This window comes from Acetobacter fabarum (assembly GCF_022483405.1).
GTDB classification, from domain to species: Bacteria; Pseudomonadota; Alphaproteobacteria; order Acetobacterales; family Acetobacteraceae; genus Acetobacter; species Acetobacter fabarum.
In genome coordinates this window covers 1,958,255-1,975,000 of sequence record NZ_JAKVNI010000001.1, presented here as the reverse complement: position 1 = coordinate 1,975,000, position 16,746 = coordinate 1,958,255, and the positions used below count along the sequence as shown (strand labels likewise).

Annotated in this window: 17 protein-coding genes (1 of these 17 running past the window's edge); 5 read left to right on the top strand and 12 right to left on the bottom strand. The window is 59.8% G+C overall.

Annotation, left to right across the window (positions count from 1 at the left end):
- A protein-coding gene (locus LKE65_RS09185; RefSeq protein ID WP_086646489.1) for a dicarboxylate/amino acid:cation symporter crosses the window boundary here: on the bottom strand, positions 1–53 show its 5' portion. The gene continues 1,204 nt to the left of window position 1, outside the view; the window shows 53 of its 1,257 coding nt (coding positions 1–53); it begins with the start codon at positions 51–53; the stop codon falls past the left edge of the window.
- Between the two features lie 221 nt (positions 54–274).
- Here LKE65_RS09185 and LKE65_RS09180 point away from each other — a divergent pair, with 221 nt between their 5' ends.
- Positions 275–724, top strand: coding sequence for a hypothetical protein (locus tag LKE65_RS09180; protein WP_086646488.1), 450 nt, complete (start codon positions 275–277; stop codon positions 722–724).
- 191 nt (positions 725–915) lie between these two features.
- Here the strand turns inward: LKE65_RS09180 and LKE65_RS09175 are convergent, their stop codons facing one another.
- From LKE65_RS09175 to LKE65_RS09160, 4 genes are read right to left on the bottom strand one after another with little or no spacing between them, the layout of a single operon-like run.
- A complete protein-coding gene (locus tag LKE65_RS09175; protein ID WP_086646487.1) occupies positions 916–2,409 on the bottom strand; it encodes an outer membrane beta-barrel protein in 1,494 nt (497 codons plus the stop codon).
- A 47-nt stretch (positions 2,410–2,456) separates the two neighbouring features.
- Positions 2,457–3,800: an ethanolamine permease gene (gene eat / locus LKE65_RS09170; RefSeq protein WP_278741096.1), complete on the bottom strand. Its 1,344-nt coding sequence runs from the start codon at positions 3,798–3,800 to the stop codon at positions 2,457–2,459.
- On the bottom strand, positions 3,797–4,594 hold the full coding sequence (eutC, locus tag LKE65_RS09165; RefSeq protein WP_278741094.1) for an ethanolamine ammonia-lyase subunit EutC: 798 nt from the start codon (positions 4,592–4,594) through the stop codon (positions 3,797–3,799). The genes eat and eutC overlap by 4 nt, the downstream gene beginning before the upstream one ends.
- Positions 4,591–5,979, bottom strand: a complete 1,389-nt coding sequence (locus LKE65_RS09160) for an ethanolamine ammonia-lyase subunit EutB (protein ID WP_165926001.1) — start codon at positions 5,977–5,979, stop codon at positions 4,591–4,593. The genes eutC and LKE65_RS09160 overlap by 4 nt, the downstream gene beginning before the upstream one ends.
- A gap of 174 nt (positions 5,980–6,153) precedes the next feature.
- On the opposite strand from LKE65_RS09160, the gene qhpR reads away from it, so the two are divergent.
- Together qhpR and LKE65_RS09150 are read left to right on the top strand one after the other, a co-directional pair.
- On the top strand, positions 6,154–7,227 hold the full coding sequence (qhpR, locus tag LKE65_RS09155; RefSeq protein WP_278741092.1) for an AraC-like transcriptional regulator QhpR: 1,074 nt from the start codon (positions 6,154–6,156) through the stop codon (positions 7,225–7,227).
- 81 nt (positions 7,228–7,308) lie between these two features.
- Positions 7,309–8,400 carry a cobalt-precorrin-5B (C(1))-methyltransferase gene (locus LKE65_RS09150; protein WP_278741091.1) on the top strand — a complete coding sequence of 364 codons (1,092 nt, stop codon included), beginning with the start codon at positions 7,309–7,311 and terminating at the stop codon, positions 8,398–8,400.
- On the opposite strand, the gene cobM is transcribed toward LKE65_RS09150, so the two are convergent.
- The 3 genes from cobM to cbiE are packed head-to-tail and all read right to left on the bottom strand — an operon-like array spanning position 8,397 to position 10,761.
- Positions 8,397–9,149, bottom strand: a complete 753-nt coding sequence (gene cobM, locus LKE65_RS09145) for a precorrin-4 C(11)-methyltransferase (RefSeq protein WP_095349833.1) — start codon at positions 9,147–9,149, stop codon at positions 8,397–8,399. The two genes, LKE65_RS09150 and cobM, sit on opposite strands and share 4 nt — an antisense overlap.
- Positions 9,146–9,523, bottom strand: coding sequence for a cobalamin biosynthesis protein (locus tag LKE65_RS09140; protein ID WP_278741090.1), 378 nt, complete (start codon positions 9,521–9,523; stop codon positions 9,146–9,148). The genes cobM and LKE65_RS09140 overlap by 4 nt, the downstream gene beginning before the upstream one ends.
- Complete coding sequence (cbiE, locus tag LKE65_RS09135; RefSeq protein WP_278741089.1) at positions 9,520–10,761, bottom strand: precorrin-6y C5,15-methyltransferase (decarboxylating) subunit CbiE; 1,242 nt, start codon at positions 10,759–10,761, stop codon at positions 9,520–9,522. Before cbiE ends, LKE65_RS09140 begins: the two co-directional genes overlap by 4 nt.
- Before the next feature lie 106 nt (positions 10,762–10,867).
- Here cbiE and LKE65_RS09130 point away from each other — a divergent pair, with 106 nt between their 5' ends.
- The gene (locus LKE65_RS09130; protein WP_278741088.1) at positions 10,868–11,704 is read left to right on the top strand and encodes a cobalt-precorrin-6A reductase; all 837 of its coding nucleotides are present in this window, start codon (positions 10,868–10,870) and stop codon (positions 11,702–11,704) included.
- Here LKE65_RS09130 and cobJ read toward each other — a convergent pair.
- The 4 genes from cobJ to cobG are packed head-to-tail and all read right to left on the bottom strand — an operon-like array spanning position 11,671 to position 15,068.
- A complete protein-coding gene (cobJ, locus tag LKE65_RS09125) occupies positions 11,671–12,438 on the bottom strand; it encodes a precorrin-3B C(17)-methyltransferase (protein WP_278741086.1) in 768 nt (255 codons plus the stop codon). The genes LKE65_RS09130 and cobJ overlap by 34 nt on opposite strands.
- Positions 12,435–13,160: a precorrin-2 C(20)-methyltransferase gene (locus tag LKE65_RS09120; RefSeq protein ID WP_278741830.1), complete on the bottom strand. Its 726-nt coding sequence runs from the start codon at positions 13,158–13,160 to the stop codon at positions 12,435–12,437. The genes cobJ and LKE65_RS09120 overlap by 4 nt, the downstream gene beginning before the upstream one ends.
- Complete coding sequence (locus tag LKE65_RS09115; protein ID WP_165925995.1) at positions 13,157–13,786, bottom strand: precorrin-8X methylmutase; 630 nt, start codon at positions 13,784–13,786, stop codon at positions 13,157–13,159. The genes LKE65_RS09120 and LKE65_RS09115 overlap by 4 nt, the downstream gene beginning before the upstream one ends.
- A complete protein-coding gene (cobG, locus tag LKE65_RS09110) occupies positions 13,773–15,068 on the bottom strand; it encodes a precorrin-3B synthase (RefSeq protein WP_278741084.1) in 1,296 nt (431 codons plus the stop codon). Before cobG ends, LKE65_RS09115 begins: the two co-directional genes overlap by 14 nt.
- A gap of 267 nt (positions 15,069–15,335) precedes the next feature.
- Here cobG and cysG point away from each other — a divergent pair, with 267 nt between their 5' ends.
- Positions 15,336–16,745: a siroheme synthase CysG gene (gene cysG / locus LKE65_RS09105; RefSeq protein ID WP_278741083.1), complete on the top strand. Its 1,410-nt coding sequence runs from the start codon at positions 15,336–15,338 to the stop codon at positions 16,743–16,745.
- Position 16,746: the final 1 nt, after the last annotated feature.

Genomic DNA, 16,746 nt, shown 5'->3' with positions numbered 1-16,746 from the left:
AGGATGGCGTATGTCCGCCGTCTGGTATTTCCGAACTGCGTGGCAGCTGCCATCGGCGTAATTCCTCTCCCGTTTTGACTGTAAACTTCCGCGACAAAGAGGCTCCTAATAGGAAAGAGTTGTCCGGTCGTCAAAAACCTTGATGCGATACCCCTCCCCCGTTGCCCAGGTTGCCGTTAAAATACGGGATTGTCACAACGTTTCGGCATTGCCCTTTTGCTCTTTCCATGACATGTCATTTTCTTCACTTTCCAGACGTCTGGCAGTCCTGTTCATGTCCTTTTTTCGCTCCGGTGTTGTTTCCCTTATTGTGGCCTCGACCCTATGTGGTCAGGCCATGGCCAAGACCGCGTGCGATACCGCATCCGATGGGCAGATTGAAATTTCCATGAAGGAAGTTGGCGCAGCCATTGGCTATATGTGGGGGCATGGAACGCTAACATATGGCGGCCAGCGTTACCCTATATCGGTCAAGGGTGGTGGTGCTCTGGCCCTTGGTAGCGCAACGGTTACAGGCTCTGGCTGCGTTAGGAACCTCTCCCGGCTGGTGGATTTTGAAGGCACGTACTGGACCGTTGGCGGAGACGTTGCCATTGGCTCCGGCCCGGCTGGAATTGTGATGGAAAATGCCAAGGGTGTGGATATGTCGTTCTCCGGCAACACCCATGGCGCACACCTTTCTGGCCAGATTTCACGCCTTTATTTCAAGATTGATTCGTTCTGAACTCTTGGCGGTATTTGCAGTCAACCCGACTGCAAATACCGGGGTTGGTACACGCTCTGGGCTCTGACGCCTGAGACGAGCCGGCTTTCCAGAATAAAAATTATTTTATGCGCCCCATAGCAAAAAAGGCCTGTGGAAATCTCCACAGGCCTTTTTTGGTTACTTATTCAGCAGCAATCCTGCGGAATACCTTAGAACGCCCAAGTTGCATCACAGCTGAACCAGAACATGTTGTTCGTACCATTGTTAACGATCGGGTTAGCAACAGTGCCTGCCTGGTTGAAGGGGTGCGTGCCGTTGAGCGACTTATCCAGACGGACTTCAGGCCGGATAATGAAGCCACCCAGAGCCAGCTTTTTATTAATGAACTCCGGCTTATACGTTACACCAACCGTGAGTTCACCATAAGTTGTCGGCATGGCGCTGTAGTAAGGATACGGCTTGTTGGTCAGATACTGCGTGAAGGAGTTGAAGCTGGAATACTCCGCAATCACCATACCCGAATTATCGCGGAAAATTTCGCCACGGGCATTCAGGGTCAGCCACGGGTGGAAAGCGTATGAGAAGTACGTGCTGACACCATAAACATCGTCACGCAGGGCATCATCATGCAGATAGGTGCCGTTGACGGAAACTGTCATCTTATCATTCACATGATAAGTTGCCATGAAGTCCCCGTTATACTGCATCAGGCTGTTGGCAGGCTTACCCAGACCAGAGCTCAGCCAGCCTTCGGCGGACTGTACCTGACGGCCATTGTTGCCCTGAGGGCCAAAATGGCCGATAGCGTGCATATCCAGCTTGCCATCAAGCAGCTTGTTCCATGCAAAACCAAAATACCCTTTGGGCTTGTTGTTGTTCCCCGAAGCGCCAAAGGTTGTGGAGTTCCCCGCATCCACCCCAAGGATCCAGTCCATATGCTGGGTCAGATGCATGGTGGCCAGAATACCTACTGTTTCAAACGGTACGATATAATCGGACGCATAGTTGAAAGTGTAGAACGGACGGGCCTGTGCGGGCGTGCCCTCCGCCCCCATGATCCCGTACATCTGGCCGACCTGAACATCAATCCCGCGCTTGAAAATCCACGGCAGGTGAGCATCAATATGAGCCTGCGTAGGCGCCCACTGGTACAGACCATGCAAGGAGCCAGAACCCATGCCAATGGTCGGGTCAAAGCGTGCATCCGAGCCATACATGGCTTCAAACACAAACCCCAGACCATAGCCTTTGCCAACAGACGTGACCGGATGGGAGATGGAGCCCATAATCTGGTTAAGGGTCGCGGTGTTGGCGCGGTCGGTGTAGTACTGCGCAAAGTTGCGGCCCGAACGTGTCCAGGGGTTGCCGGTTACACCCCCTTCAACCGACACATGCGCCTCCAGCCCCTGCCAGTAATTGGGGGCCTGCCCGGCTTTGGGGTGAAAGAGATTGCCCACGGTGGGCTTCATCGCATCATCTTCGCTGCTTACAGCAGCGGGGACTTCCTCACCATCAGAAGGCGTGCCTGCGGCTTTTTCCGCTTCAGGCGGCGCGCTGATGGGCGCATTCACCACCTGAGCAGAGTTCAGGGACACAGGAGCAACTGTAGTTTCTGCTGCATGGGCATACGACGCAAGCAACGAGCCGCCAGATACACACGCCGCAAGGAGGAAGTGAACTTCCTGAACAAAGTTTTTACGCATCTCAACAATCCCAATCCAAGAAAGAAACTATATCTTGTGGCTACGGCTCATTCTTTTTTGAATTTACTCATGAAGAATACTGTACAAACCAGCATGATAGTTGAATAGATAAAAAATATTTCGATGTTGTAATAAATTACGACAGCGAGGGCGATCAGCGCCGCGACAAGGGCAAAGCCCGGCAGAACGGGGTAAAGTGGGGCCTTGTAGCTACGCACTAGCGTGGGTTCGGTCCGGCGCAGACGGAACAGGCTGATCATGCTGAGCATATACATGGTCAACGCACCAAAGACGGACATGGTGACCAATGTGGCGGTCAGTGACTGCCCCTGAATGCTGACCAGATCATCGGAGAAAATAGCGGCAATACCGATGGCACCACCCGCCAGCGTTGCCACATCCGGGGTTTTAAAGCGCGGATGCAACCGCCCCAGCACTTCCGGCAGGAACCCAGCACGGGCAAGGGCGAACATCTGGCGTGCATACCCCATGATAATCCCATGCAAGGAGGCCACAAGCCCAAACAGCCCCAGCCAGACCAGCATGTGCAGCCAGCCACTATGCGCGCCTACAACCTGCTTCATGGCCTGGGGCAAGGGATCGTTCAGGTTGGACAGGGTATGCCAGTCACCCACACCACCGGCAAAAATCATGACACCAAAAGCAAGCGTTACAAGGGTAAGAATACCGGCAATATACGCAATGGGAATGGAGCGGCGGGGTTCGCGCGCTTCTTCCGCAGCCATGGCGACACCTTCCACGGCCAGAAAAAACCAGATGGCAAAAGGCATGGCTGCAAAAATACCGCCCAGCGCCTGCCAGCCAAAATGGGGAGCCCCACCCCAGCCGTCTGCCAGAAAATGGTCCCATGTAAAGGCAGGTGCCACAACACCCATAAACACCAGCAGCTCAACAATGGCAGCAATGGTGATAAACAGCTCAAAGGTGGCTGCAATATGCACGCCTACGATGTTGAGCGTCATGAACACCAGATACGCACCCAGAGCTGCCACCTTGGGAGAAAGCCCGGGAAACTGCACGTTCAGGTAAGCGCCAATAGCCAGCGCAATGGCTGGTGGCGCAAAAATGAACTCGATCAGGGTTGCAAGGCCGGCAATAAGCCCGCCCCAGCGGCCCAGTGCCCGAAAGCTGTAGGCAAAAGGACCACCTGCATGCGGGATAGAGCACGTCAGTTCTGTAAAACTGAAGATAAAGGCCGTGTACATCAAAGCCACAAAAACGGTGGCCACCAAAAACCCGAGCGTTCCGGCGGTTCCCCACCCGTAACTCCAGCCAAAATACTCGCCAGAAATGACAAGTCCAACGGCAATCCCCCACAAATGGAAGGCACCGAGAGACTGGCTGAGCTTGGTCCCGCTGCTCTCACTCATGCGTCTGTGTCCTTATCATGTATAGATAGTGTGTTGCTGCCTGCCAGCTGGTCCGGGGCAGCGTCTTTCAAACCGACACCTGTCAGGCCAAGCCGTCTGGCCTCCTGCATCAGCCATGCCAGCTTGCTTGCGCCAGCAGGTATCGTCATGCCGTGTGCATGGATGTTGGACAGGCAGTTCCGTGAGGAATCCGGGCACCCCACATACGGTGCGTATGTCAGGTAAATGCCAAGGCTGTCCGCAACGCTCAGGCCGGGGCGCTCGCCAATCATCATGACGACCATGCTGGCCCCCATGGCCTGTGCAATCTCATCCCCCAAAGCAACGCGGCTTTGCGTTGCAATCACCAAAGGAGCAATCCGCCACCCCTGCAAAAGAGGCTGCATGGCTTGAAAAACAGGTATGGCGTTTGTCTGGGTCGCGATGGAGGAAAGACCATCCGCTGCTACAAAAACAACGTCCCACGCCTCTTTGCGCAGCATATGCAAAGAGTTTTCCGAAAGCCTGCGGCCCAGATCCGGGCGGCGCAGGTAAGTGGCGCGGTCCATGGCCCGGCTTTGCACATGCAGGCAGGGAGCGCCACGTAACTGCTGCTCCATGGCCTGCACGTTCAGCGGTGCATGTACGGCATCGCGCGCCTGAGCATGCGCGGCCTGAAAAGCCAGAACGTCCGTTGTACGTTGTGCATTGCCACTACGGCCCAGACCAATGCGCGCACGGGTCAGGCCACGCAGGGGCTGCCACGCATCTGCTACCGCACCGGGCTGGGTCTGGGGTTTGCCGTATTCCGTCATGCTGCACCCACCAGCCTAGCCAGTTGCGTCTGCCCGAGTTCCAGCGGGCGCATATGGTTGGTCAGGCTGTCATACAGCCCCATACGTTCCAGCCATGCGGCAAATTCGGGGGCCGGGCGTGCGCCAAGCATGTTCCGCAAGGTCAGAATATCGTGAAAAGACAGGCTCTGGTAATTGAGCATGATGTCATCCGCGCCGGGCACCCCGATCAGGAAGGTAATGCCCGCCACGCCCAGCAGGGTCATCAGGTTGTCCATATCGTCCTGATCAACTTCGGCGTGGTTTGTGTAGCAGGCGTCACACCCCATGGGCACACCCATAAGCTTGGCGCAAAAATGGTCTTCCAGCCCTGCGCGTATGACCTGTTTGCCGTCATACAGGTATTCGGGGCCAATAAAGCCGACCACCGTGTTCACCAGCAAAGGGTTGAACGCCCGCGCCACGGCATAGGCCCGGGCCTCTACCGTCTGCTGGTCAATGCCGTGATGTGCCCCTGCGGACAGGGCTGCCCCCTGCCCGGTTTCAAAATACATGACATTCTGCCCGACCGTGCCACGGCCAAGTGCCAGAGCCGCATCATACGCCTCCTGCAGAATGGCAAGGTTGACCCCAAACCCCTCATTCGCTTTTTGCGTGCCCGCCACGGACTGGAACACAAGGTCCACCGCGCCGCCACGGTTCATGATTTCCAGCGTATTGGTAACGTGGGTCAGCACGCAGGTCTGGGTTGGAATGTCATAAAGCTGGCGGGCCTGATCGAGCATATCCAGCAGGGCCAGACCATTGGCCACACTATCGGTTGCCGGGTTAATGCCAATAACGGCATCCCCCATACCGTAAAGCAGGCCATCCAGCGTAGAGGCCGCAATGCCTTTGAGGTCATCTGTCGGGTGGTTCGGTTGGAGGCGTGAGGACAGGCAACCGGGCAAGCCGATCGTATTGCGGAAGCTGGTAATGACCCGGATTTTGCGCGCAACGCTTATCAGGTCCTGGTTCCGCATGAGCTTGCTTACAGCAGCAGCCATTTCTGGCGTAATACCCGGCGCAATCCGTGCAAGGGCTGCCGTATCCGCCTCGTGCGAGAGCAGCCAGTCACGGAACTCTCCCACCGTCATATGCGCTATGAGTGCAAAGGCTTTATGATCATGGGTATCCACGATCAGGCGCGTCACTTCGTCTTCTTCGTACGGAACAAGTGCGGTCTGGATAAAACTGCGCAACGGAACATCGGCCAAGGCATAACGGGCGGCCATTCTCTGGGCATCGGACTGGGCAGCCAAGCCGGCCAACTGGTCCCCCGAGCGCACGGATGAGGCAACGGCCAGAAGGGTTTTGAGATCGGGGAAGTGGTAAGTCTCCCCCCCCAGTCCATGACGATATCCCATTAAGGCCAGCCTCCTGCCCCAGCACAATCCCGCTGCAAGGGGCCGGAGCGGGGCACCTCGCAGTTTAGTTCGATACCGTTACAATAGCAGCATCACCCGCTTGAGACTTGACTGGAGGGAACAATTTATTGATCATTCAAAACAAACTGCACCCTTACATAGACGTATCCTGCCATGTCTGACCCGATGCAAAGCCCGACATCTGGTGTGCTGGCCGCCGCCGCAACCGGTGTTGAAGACTTCATTACCTCCCGCGGGGGGGATATTGACCGGATTGCCGGGCGTTCGGGCCTGTCTACCGGCCAGTTCGCCCTGCCCACTGACATGCTGGACCTGACGGCATACTGCCGTTTGTTTGAAGAAGCCGCGCGTGAGACACAGGATGGCAATCTGGGCCTCTGGTTCGGGCAGCAGTTCCAGCCGGAAATGCTGGGCCTTGTAGGGTATATTGCACTCCTGTCCGCCACGGCGGAGGATGCCGTGCGCAATCTGGCGAGCCATTTTGGCTACCACCAGTGCAACACACACACGCAACTAATCGAGCAGGAAAACGGGCTACTCCGGCTGGAATACGCTATTCAGGACCCCAGCATTACCCAGCGCAGGCATGATGCCGAGCTGACCATGGGCATGTTCTGCAATGTGCTCCGCCACGCCATGGGGGAGGACTGGGTGCCCGAAGCCGTTCTGTTTGAACACCACCAGCCCGAACAGGCTCACGAACACAGGGATGCGTTTCAGGCCGATATTCGCTTTGGCCATGTGACAAATGCCCTGCTGTTCCGCAAGGCCGGGCAGGAACGCCCCATGCCCAAGGCCAACGCAAACATGCTCGAAATCATGCGGGCATCGCTGATTTCCCTCTCCCGCAACCACCACAGCAACGGGCAGAGTGCCTCGGCCCCATCGCTCAAGGAGCAGATTGCCTCCATGATCCGCGCAGGGCTGGCCGAGCGCTGCTGCACACTCTCGGACATTGCCCAGCGCATGAACATGCCAGCATGGACGCTGCAACGCAGGCTAGCCCAGTTCAACCTGTCCTTCGGCACATTGCTTGAAGAAGTCCGCTACGCTGAAGCCTGCCGCCAGCTTGGGCAGGCTGGCCCGGATATGGGGGAAATCGCCCTCGCCCTTGGCTATACCGAGACAAGCGCTTTCAGCCGGGCATTCCGCAAATGGAGTGGCCTTTCCCCCCGTGCATGGCGCGAACAGCAGTTGATAAAAGCCACCCTGCTCAACGCGGGCTAGGCAGCTTTATACCTGCCCTGCTCCGCCCCTGCCCCATTCATATTTGCATCCTCCCCGCATAATATGAGACACGGACAGGGCATGAAGCAGAGTGCCCCTCCCCTCCGCCGTGGCTGGACCACGGGCAGTTGCGCAACGGCTGCGGCCAAAGCCGCATGGCTGGTGCTGCTGGGGCGTGAACCCCCTGCCAGCGTAACCATTACCCTGCCATCGGGGCAGGACGTTGCTTTCAGCATATGCCAGTATGGCGGCACGCCCGACGCGCCCTGCGCTGCCGTAATAAAAGACGCAGGGGATGACCCCGATATTACACATGGCGCCATGATCCGCTGCACGGTGCGTGCTCTGGCTACCGGGGCGGGTCTTGTGTTCAAGGCCGGGCCGGGTGTTGGCACCATTACGCGCCCCGGCCTGCCGCTGCCACCGGGTGAACCCGCGATTAACCCCGTCCCCCGCGCCATGATCCGCACAGCCCTGACGCAGGCCAACAAAGGCACACTCCCGGACGCGGAAGTTACAATCAGCATTGATCACGGGCAGGAACTGGCAAAACGCACACTCAATGCACGGCTGGGTATTGTGGGGGGGCTGTCCGTTCTGGGCACAACGGGCATTGTCATGCCGTTTTCATGCTCGGCATGGATACAGAGCATTCACCGCGGGATTGATGTGGCACGGGCGGAAAACCTGCCCCATGTGCTGGGTGCTACGGGCAATGTGTCGGAAAAAGCAGGACAGGCCCTGTACGACCTACCGGATATGGCCCTGATTGAAATGGGGGATTTTGCGGGCGGGCTGCTCAAATATATCCGCCACCACCCTGTCTCCCGCCTGAGCCTTGCTGGCGGCATTGCCAAGATGACCAAACTTGGTCAGGGCTGTCTGGACCTGCATTCCAGCCGCAGCCGGGCAGACATGCCCGCACTGGCACAACTGGCCGCACAACATGGTGCGCCAGACACCCTGCCAGAGTTGATCCGCGCCAGCCCCACGGTGGCGGAGGCTTTTCTGCTGGCCCGCAGCCACAACTTCCCCTTGGGTGAGGTCCTTGCACATGCGGCTTGGGCTGTGGCCCACAAAACCCTCAGCCCGGCCCCTGTTCTGTTGGATATTCTGGTATTTGACCGCTCGGGCACACTGGTCGGCAAGGCTGATGGGCCTTTTACCCCTTAGCTGCGGAACCGGCGGCGGTAATCGGGGTCATACAGAGCACTCTCCCGCCCGGCAATGCCAGCAAGGGCAGGGCCAACCAGCACGAGTGCCGTGCGCTCGATCGGGTTCTGTTCGAGTTCTTTTTCAATGCTTTCCAGCGTGCCATGCAGCACAATCTGGTCGGGCCAGGATGCACGGGCAACAATGGCCACAGGGCATTGCGGGCCGTAAAACGGCGTTAACTCGGCAACAATACGCCCCAAGGCATGCACGGCAAGGTGTATGGCCAGCGTGGCCCCCGTTGCGGCAAAGGATTCCAGTTTTTCACGCTCGGGCATGGCCGAGGCGCGGCCATTAACGCGGGTCAGCACAAGGCTTTGCGCCACGCCCGGCACAGTCAGCTCCCGCCCCAGAACAGATGCCGCAGCTGCAAACGCAGGCACACCCGGGGTCATGGTCCATGGGATTGCATTGCGCTCCAGCCTGCGGATCTGCTCGGCAACCGCGCTGTAAATGGACAGGTCACCCGAATGCAGGCGCGCAACATCCTGCCCTGCTTTATGAGCGCGCACATATTCGGCCTCAATCTCATCCAGAGACATGGGAGCCGTATCCACCAGCCGGGCATTGTCGGGGCAATACTGGAGCATATCAGGCGGCACAATGGACCCGGCGTAAAGGCAGACCGGGCAGGAGGCCAGAATATCCCGCCCCCGAATGGTCAACAGGTCCGCAGCCCCCGGGCCAGCGCCAATAAAATGAACAGTCACTTTCTATCTCCTTCTGCCACCGCGCAGGTTACACCACACAATACCTGACGGGTCAGGCACAACCGCGCTCCATCCCCCGCACCGGCAAGAGCACATGCCTCCGCAACAGATGCAACCCCCACATGCCGCATAACCGTGGAGGACGCCGTATGGCAGGCAGCCTGCACCTGCTGGAGTTGTGTGCGTGTAATCCACAACACCCCAGCCCCCCACCTGTGCGCAACACTCTGGGGCAGGGTATCCGCGTTTTTAAAATCTGGGACCGCAATATAATCAGGCGCGCTGGCCCCAAGCATGTGCAGGCTTTGCGCAACCAGTTCCAGCGCATGCTCCGCCAGTGCGGCACTCTGCCAGCCCATGCCCACCACGATCATGCGCTATGGGGTTTGCTGGCCACCCATTGGGTGACGGTCATGGCGGGCCGAAAAGCATGGAAGCCCCCCACCCCGTCCAGCCGTGCGACAGAAAGGCGGGTAAGCCGCCCCCCCCACTCCTGCATGGCCTGTACAAGGCGTACTTCTGTTTCCACCACCACGGCATTGACCACCATACGCCCACCCGGGCGCAGAGCCGCCCAGGCCTGTTCCAACACACCCGGCCTGCTGGCACCGCCCCCCACAAACACGGCATCCGGCGTGTCCAGCCCGCCCAGACCATCCGGGGCGCGGGCCTGCACCACATGCAGGTCGGGCACCCCCAGTGCCTGTGCATTGCGGGCAATGCGGGCAGCACGCTCTGGCACGCTTTCAAGCGTTATGGCGCGGCACCCCTGGGCTGCCAGCATCCATTCGATGGAAACAGAGCCCGCACCCCCTCCAATATCCCACAGCAGTTCCCCAGCACGCGGGGCTAAGGCAGAAAGGGTTACAGCCCTTATTTCCTGCCGCGTTAGCTGCCCATCATGCTCAAAACAGGTATCAGGCAGGCCGCTGCACCGGGGCAGGCAGGCCTCTGTAACCTCTGCGGGCACATCCAGCGCCAGCAGGTTAAGGCTGGCAACATCATCCGGCGGGCCATCTTTGGCCATAAAGCTACGGCACCGCTCGTTAGGTCCGCCAAGTGCTTCCATAACGGAGCAACGGACAGTCCCGAACCCCAGCTCTACCAGCCACCGAGCCAGTTCGCGCGGTGTTTGCGCATCGGCGGAAAGGACAATCAAGCGCGCCCGTGGCTGCAAAAATGGCCGTAGTCGCGCCATGGGCCTACCGCAGACAGAGACAACATGGCACTGCTCCTGCGCCCAGCCAAGCCGCGCACAGGCCAGCGCCACGGACGATGGAGCAGGCAGACAAAGCATTTCCCCCGCCTCCAGACTGCGGGCCAGCACACCACCCACCCCGTAAAAAAACGGATCGCCCGAGGCCAGTACAACAACAGAGTGCCCACGCAAGGCCAGAACCTGCTGCACCCCGGCACTAAAGGGAGTAGGCCATGCCACACACCGCCCTCGTGGCAAAGGGGCCACCAGTCCCAAATGGCGTGCACCGCCAAAAACATACTCGGCTTGCACTATCAGGGTTCTGGCCGTGCTGCTTAGCTCGTCCAGACCGTTTTCTCCCACCCCGATCACACTCAGCCACGGCGTGGCCTCAGGGTTATGCGGTTCTGGCATTGCTTGCCCCTTCCAACATACAGCGCACCAAGCCTACCCATGCTTGCCCATGCCTGTAGCAAGCGGATATAGATCGGCTGCTATCATTCGCCGCCAAGGTTTTTGCATGCTTCCAGCGCCCCCCACCCCCTGCACCAACACAGGGAACACCATGCCGCCCAGCCTGCGTGTGCTGGTATTGGGAGGCACAACGGAAGCCAGTAGCCTGTGCCGCATGCTGGGCACAACATGGCCAGCATGCCATGCCGTGCTCTCCCTTGCCGGAGCAACCAGCCAGCCACACCTGCCGGATATGACCACACGCATCGGGGGCTTTGGCGGCGTAGCGGGGCTGACCAACTGGCTGCGTGAGCATGCCATAGATGCCGTTGTGGATGCGACCCACCCATTTGCCGCGCAAATGAGCCAGCATGCCGCCATGGCCTGCGCCGCCACACAACGGCCTCTCCTGCGGCTGGAACGACCGGGCTGGACCGCCACCCCGCAGGACACGTGGTTTATGGTGCCCAGTATTGCCGAAGCCGCCAGCGCACTTGCCCGGTCCAGCAGATGGAGTGCCAAATCGCAGTCCGTGTTCCTGACGACCGGACGCAAGGAAACCCGGCCTTTTCTGGCAGCTCCCCAGCACCACTATCTGTTCCGTTCCATTGAACCGCCCCACCCGGCTGACCTTCCTCCACAGACCAGTGTGATCTGTGCACGCGGGCCGTTTGATCTGGAGGCCGAGCTTAAACTCATGCGTGAACACCAGATTACCGTGCTGGTCACCAAAAACTCCGGTGGCACTGCAACCCATGCCAAGCTCGAAGCTGCACGCATACTGGGTGTACCTGTGCTGATGGTATCCCGCCCTCCTGCGCAGGATACCCCGCATGCCAAAGACACGGCTGCTGCTCTGGCATGGTTGCATCAATGTGCTGCTTCAACCTTGCGCGCTGTATAAAGCCAGGGTTCCTGCCCGTTTGGGCGGCTGACAAGCCGTGTTGCGGGGCAGCCGATCAGCACCAGTGTGCTCATATCTGCCCAGTCTGCATTGGCCTGCGCAATGGTGGACAGGCGAACGGCCTCATCAGGCCGCCCGATGGCACGGGCAAATGCAACGGGTTCATCCCCCCCCATGCTTTGCCGCAGGTGCTCAAACGCGGCCCCAAGCTGCCACGGCCGCGCATGCGAGCGCGGGTTGTACAGCGCAATAACAAACCTCGCCTGAGCCGCCAGACGCAAACGCTCCAGCACAACCGGCCACGGCTTGAGGTTATCGGAAAGGGAAATAACGCAAAAATCCCCCCCCAGCGGTGCGCCAAGCCGGGCGGCCGCAGCCAGCACGGCACTCACACCGGGAATGACCTGAATAGGGAGGCTACGCCAAATGGCGGGACCATTTTCCACCGCTTCGAACACAGCACTTGCCATGCCGAACACCCCGGCATCCCCCCCTGAAACCACAGCCACATGCCGCCCGCTCAGGGCCATTTCCAGCGCGTGCCGGGCGCGGGAGATTTCCTCCCGGTTGTCTGAAATATGGCGTACAACCTCTGGCCCTGCCTCCACCCGTTTGACGTAGGGGGCGTAGCCGACCAAATCCGTTGCGCGGGCCAGAGCATGGCGTGCCTGCGGGGTCAACTGCTCCGGATTACCGGGGCCAAGCCCCACAATGACCAGAGAACCACCGCTCATCGTACACGCTTCCTTCCGGGCAGGAGCACAAGGGAAAAATACGGCGCTTTGCCATCCTGCTCCGCCATGGGGGCAATCACCTGCGCGCCTTGCGTACCGCGCTCCACATACACGGCTTCGTCCATACGTCCGCTACGGGTGATGGCCTGACGGACATGGGGCATATTCCGCCCGATCTTCATGATCACGGCAGCATCAGCACGCTCCAGCCAGCCTACCAGTTCGGCCTCGGGCAAGGTTGCGGGCAGCACGCACAGCACATCATCCCCATGGGTCATGGGGGCAAGGGCCTGAGCCCAGCAGCCGTTCATGGCCATAATGCCGGGCACGACCTGCGTCTGGCAGCGTGTTCGCAGCCGGTCAAACACATACATGGCCGAGCCATACAAAAACGGGTCGCCCTCACACAGGAGCGTAACATCGTTACCCGTTGCCAGTTCTTCAGCCAGCCGTTCAGCACTCTGGTCATAAAAGGCGGACATATTCTGGTGGTATGCCGGGTCGTTGACTGAAACCTCGGTTGTAAACGGGTAAATCAGCCGCATTTCCCGCGTGGCAGAGCCAATATGGGCCTGTGCAATGGTCCGTGCCTGACTGGGGTGTTTTTCGCGGCAGAAATACGCAACCACCGGCGCAGACCCAATCAGGCGTGCGGCGCGCAGGGTTATCAGTTCCGGGTCACCCGGCCCTACGCCAACAATGCTGAGTGTGCCCGCCATTATTCAACCTCGCAGGCAAGGGCGTTAAGGGCGGCAGCAGCCATGGCGCTCCCCCCAAGCCGACCGTGCACGACCAGCCATGGCACGTCATGCCTTTTGGTCAGCGCCTCCTTGGATTCAGCCGCCCCGACAAAGCCCACCGGCACACCCAGCACCGCAGCAGGCCGGGGGGCGCCAGCATCCAGCATTTCCAGCAGGTGGAACAGGGCGGTAGGGGCATTGCCTATGGCCACAACGGCCCCAGCAAGTTTGTCCCCCCAAAAATCCAGCGCGGCGGCGGAGCGGGTATTACCAATAGCCAAGGCCTGCGGCGGTGTGCGCGGGTCACGCAATGTGCAGATTACCTCGTTATCGGCTGGCAGACGGGTGCGGGTTACCCCCCTTGCCACCATTTCCGCATCGCACAGAATGGCACAGCCATCACGCAAAGCCTGCCGGGCGCGCGGCACAAGATCCGCGCTCATGGCAACCGATTGCGCCACATCCACCATGCCGCAGGCGTGAATGATGCGTACAACTACGGTGGCCTGTTCCGGCGTAAAGGCGCTTAGGTCCGCCTCTGCCCGAATGGTTGCAAAAGAACGCTGGTAGATGGCCGCCCCATCCCGAATATACTCATAGGCCGGCATCCACCGCTCCTTCCTTTTTGAATGACTCAAATGCTGTATAAACAGCCTGTTCGCCTACGAACAGGCTTTCCACATCCCCCGAAGCCGAACCATTGCGCACCAACCCGTAGCCCTGATCACCTGCCACCAGAGTATAATCGGCAGAACCCGGGTGGGCGCACCCTTTGCGGCAGCCCGAAACATGCAGGCTGGCCCCTGCTGGCAGCAGCGGAGCCAGATTACGCGCCAGATTTTCCGTCTCCCCGGCAGCCTGCGCACAAGCACTGGCACCACTACAGGCCCAGATACGCAAGAGGGGGGAATGGGGGTCTGTTACCATCCCGGCCACAACAGGCGCCTGCTCCATACCGCCCAGCACCAGAGTATGCCACGGGGTCAGGCGCAAAATGCCATCCCCCTGCGTTGCGGCAACAGTTGCGCAGTCATGCAGCATGGTCGCAGTCATGCACCCCATAGGGGCAGACAGGGCAAACAATCCGTGTCCCAGTGGCCCTACTCGGCCACAGCAAACCTCGGCCTGCGTAGGTTTGGGTGCCACCACCTGCCCCGCCAGCCCCAGAATCTGGAACAGCACCTGCCCCACAGCCCGGTCCCGCTGGGGGCGCACGCTTTGGTGCGATGTTACAAAAGCACGAGCCAAAGCAACGGCCTGCCCAACTGCGAGCGTATAAGTAGTGGGAACCGCACACATGGCGCCGCACACAACGGACCACAGCCCATCTTCCGTGGCGCGCAGGGTAATATCTGCCTGCAACAGCCCCGTGGGGTAAAGCCCACCACCATCCACCGCAAAACCGAATTTGCCCGGCAGGGCCGTTAGCTCCTCCGCACCGATCAGCGCAGTACGCAGGGACTCCGCACAGGCCACGGTCTGTGCCGCACAGCTCGGGTCATCCCCCGCCAGGGGGGAAACAAGCATGGCCTGCCGCCGCTCCATACCCGCATCGGACAGACCAAGCCCCGCAGCCACCGCAATTTCAGGAAACCGGCGTGCAGCATCGGCCCCAAACCCACGGAGTTGCAGGCTGGCCCTGTTGGTTAGCCCTATACGGCCATTCCCCTGCCTTTGGGCCACATCCGCCAGCAAAAATGCCTGAGCTGCTTCCAGCCGCCCCAGCGTAGGCCGCACACGCACAAGCCAGCCATCCGCTGCCTCCATGGGTGCGAAAAGACCTGGGCACCACCCTTTGACTTCCGGTTGAGCAAAACCGCCATACACCCCGGTTACTCCCGTCTGATCGGCCACCTGAGCGCCTGAACCGAGAAGATCGCTCCCCGCCATGTTGGCACGCGGCGTCCTGTAAAAACGACAAGGGCTATGGCACCACACCCGCCCCCATGGTGGAACAGAGCCATCCAGCCAGAACGCCGGATACTCGCCCCTGTTCCGCCCCTTGCACACAACATGCAGGGGCTGGTCCGCGTTCGTGTTAGGCCGCCCGATATGGACTTGTCAAAGCGCTCCATGGCACGGCAGGCATCCACTTTTATGCCCTTTGACGCAGCTTCCTCTTGCATCGCGGGCAAAACCCTGCTTGCAGCATGACTCATGCAAGCTTCATTTGAGCAAACCAGCTGGTTTCCCATCATGCTCCATCTGGAAGGGGCACGTGTTCTTGTGGCAGGCGGCGGTAATGTCGCGGCCAACAAGGTGCAGCTTCTTGTGCCTACAGGTGCGCGGGTGGAAATTCTCTCCCCCACACTCTGCCCCGAACTCGAACGCCTTGTGGCGGACGGCAAGGCAGAGGTCACACGCCAAGACGCCACGGTAGAAAGCCTGACAGCCCGCCTGCCCGGCTGCCGTATGGTTTATCTGGCCACCAGCAACCGTGCGCTCAATGCCGAACTCAGCGCGCTGTGCCAGAGTATGAACATACCCGTATGCGCGGTGGATGCTCCCGAGGTTTCCAGCTTTATTACCCCGGCCATGACCACACGCGGCGCTGTACAGATTGCGGTTTCCACCGGTGGGGCCGCCCCTGTGCTGGCCCGCAGGCTCCGCGCGAAAATTGAAGAGATCATGCCCGCTGGCCTGCACAGGCTGGCGGCATTCATGCAGCAAAGCCGTCTAGCCCTGCGCACCCGCGTACCGGATTCCGCCATACGCCGCCGTGTATGGGAAGATTTTCTGGATGGAACAGGTGGCGCTCTGGCCATGGCGGGCAACACGCAGGCCGCCCGGAACGAGCTCGACCGCATTCTGGACCAGGGCCATGCCAGAACAGGGGAAGTGTGGCTTGTTGGCGCAGGCCCGGGCAACCCGGACCTGCTGACGCTCGCAGCACTGCGGCTTATGCAGGATGCAGATAGCGTTTTATACGACAATCTGGTTGGGCCGGATATTCTGAACTACGTGCGCCGCGATGCCGAGCGGGTGTTTGTTGGCAAGCAGACCAATAACCACACACTCCCCCAAGATGGCATTAATGCCGAGCTTATCCGCCGCGCCAAAGCGGGGGAACGTGTGCTCCGGCTTAAAGGGGGCGACCCGTTTATTTTTGGCCGTGGCGGGGAGGAAATAGAGGCACTGATGGCCGCAGGCGTGCCATTCCGCATTATCCCCGGCATTTCGGCCGCCAACGGGTGCGCTGCTTATGCTGGCATACCGCTCACACACCGTGACTGCGCACAGGCCTGCCTGTTTATTACCGGCCATGCCCGGGCCGATGGCACCCTGAATCTGGCGTGGGAAACCATTGCCCTGCGCAGCCAGACCATTGTTATTTACATGGGCCTTACGCTGGTTGCACAGCTCTGCGCCCGGCTGGTGGAGCATGGCCTGCCAGCAGACTGGCCCGCAGCCATTGTGGAAGGGGGCACCCTGCCACACCAGCGGGTATTAAGCGGCACTCTCAGCACGCTACCCCAACAGGTTGCGGAGAACCACATAACCAGCCCTGCCCTGATTATTGTGGGTCAGGTTGTGCGGCACCGGGTTGTATCGTCCGCTCCTGCGTAAA

Excerpts from the sequence above, each read along its gene's own strand:
- LKE65_RS09175 (WP_086646487.1), bottom strand. The coding sequence starts at position 2,409 with ATGCGTAAAAACTTTGTTCAGGAAGTTCACTTCCTCCTTGCGGCGTGT.
- LKE65_RS09160 (WP_165926001.1), bottom strand. The coding sequence starts at position 5,979 with ATGGGATATCGTCATGGACTGGGGGGGGAGACTTACCACTTCCCCGAT.
- cobG (WP_278741084.1), bottom strand. The coding sequence starts at position 15,068 with ATGGCGGGGAGCGATCTTCTCGGTTCAGGCGCTCAGGTGGCCGATCAG.
- cysG (WP_278741083.1), top strand. The coding sequence starts at position 15,336 with ATGCAAGCTTCATTTGAGCAAACCAGCTGGTTTCCCATCATGCTCCAT.
- cobJ (WP_278741086.1), bottom strand. The coding sequence starts at position 12,438 with ATGAGCGGTGGTTCTCTGGTCATTGTGGGGCTTGGCCCCGGTAATCCG.
- qhpR (WP_278741092.1), top strand. The coding sequence starts at position 6,154 with ATGTCTGACCCGATGCAAAGCCCGACATCTGGTGTGCTGGCCGCCGCC.
- LKE65_RS09115 (WP_165925995.1), bottom strand. The coding sequence starts at position 13,786 with ATGCCGGCCTATGAGTATATTCGGGATGGGGCGGCCATCTACCAGCGT.
- LKE65_RS09140 (WP_278741090.1), bottom strand. The coding sequence starts at position 9,523 with ATGATCGTGGTGGGCATGGGCTGGCAGAGTGCCGCACTGGCGGAGCAT.
- cbiE (WP_278741089.1), bottom strand. The coding sequence starts at position 10,761 with ATGCCAGAACCGCATAACCCTGAGGCCACGCCGTGGCTGAGTGTGATC.
- LKE65_RS09180 (WP_086646488.1), top strand. The coding sequence starts at position 275 with ATGTCCTTTTTTCGCTCCGGTGTTGTTTCCCTTATTGTGGCCTCGACC.
- LKE65_RS09150 (WP_278741091.1), top strand. The coding sequence starts at position 7,309 with ATGAAGCAGAGTGCCCCTCCCCTCCGCCGTGGCTGGACCACGGGCAGT.
- eat (WP_278741096.1), bottom strand. The coding sequence starts at position 3,800 with ATGAGTGAGAGCAGCGGGACCAAGCTCAGCCAGTCTCTCGGTGCCTTC.
- LKE65_RS09130 (WP_278741088.1), top strand. The coding sequence starts at position 10,868 with ATGCTTCCAGCGCCCCCCACCCCCTGCACCAACACAGGGAACACCATG.
- eutC (WP_278741094.1), bottom strand. The coding sequence starts at position 4,594 with ATGACGGAATACGGCAAACCCCAGACCCAGCCCGGTGCGGTAGCAGAT.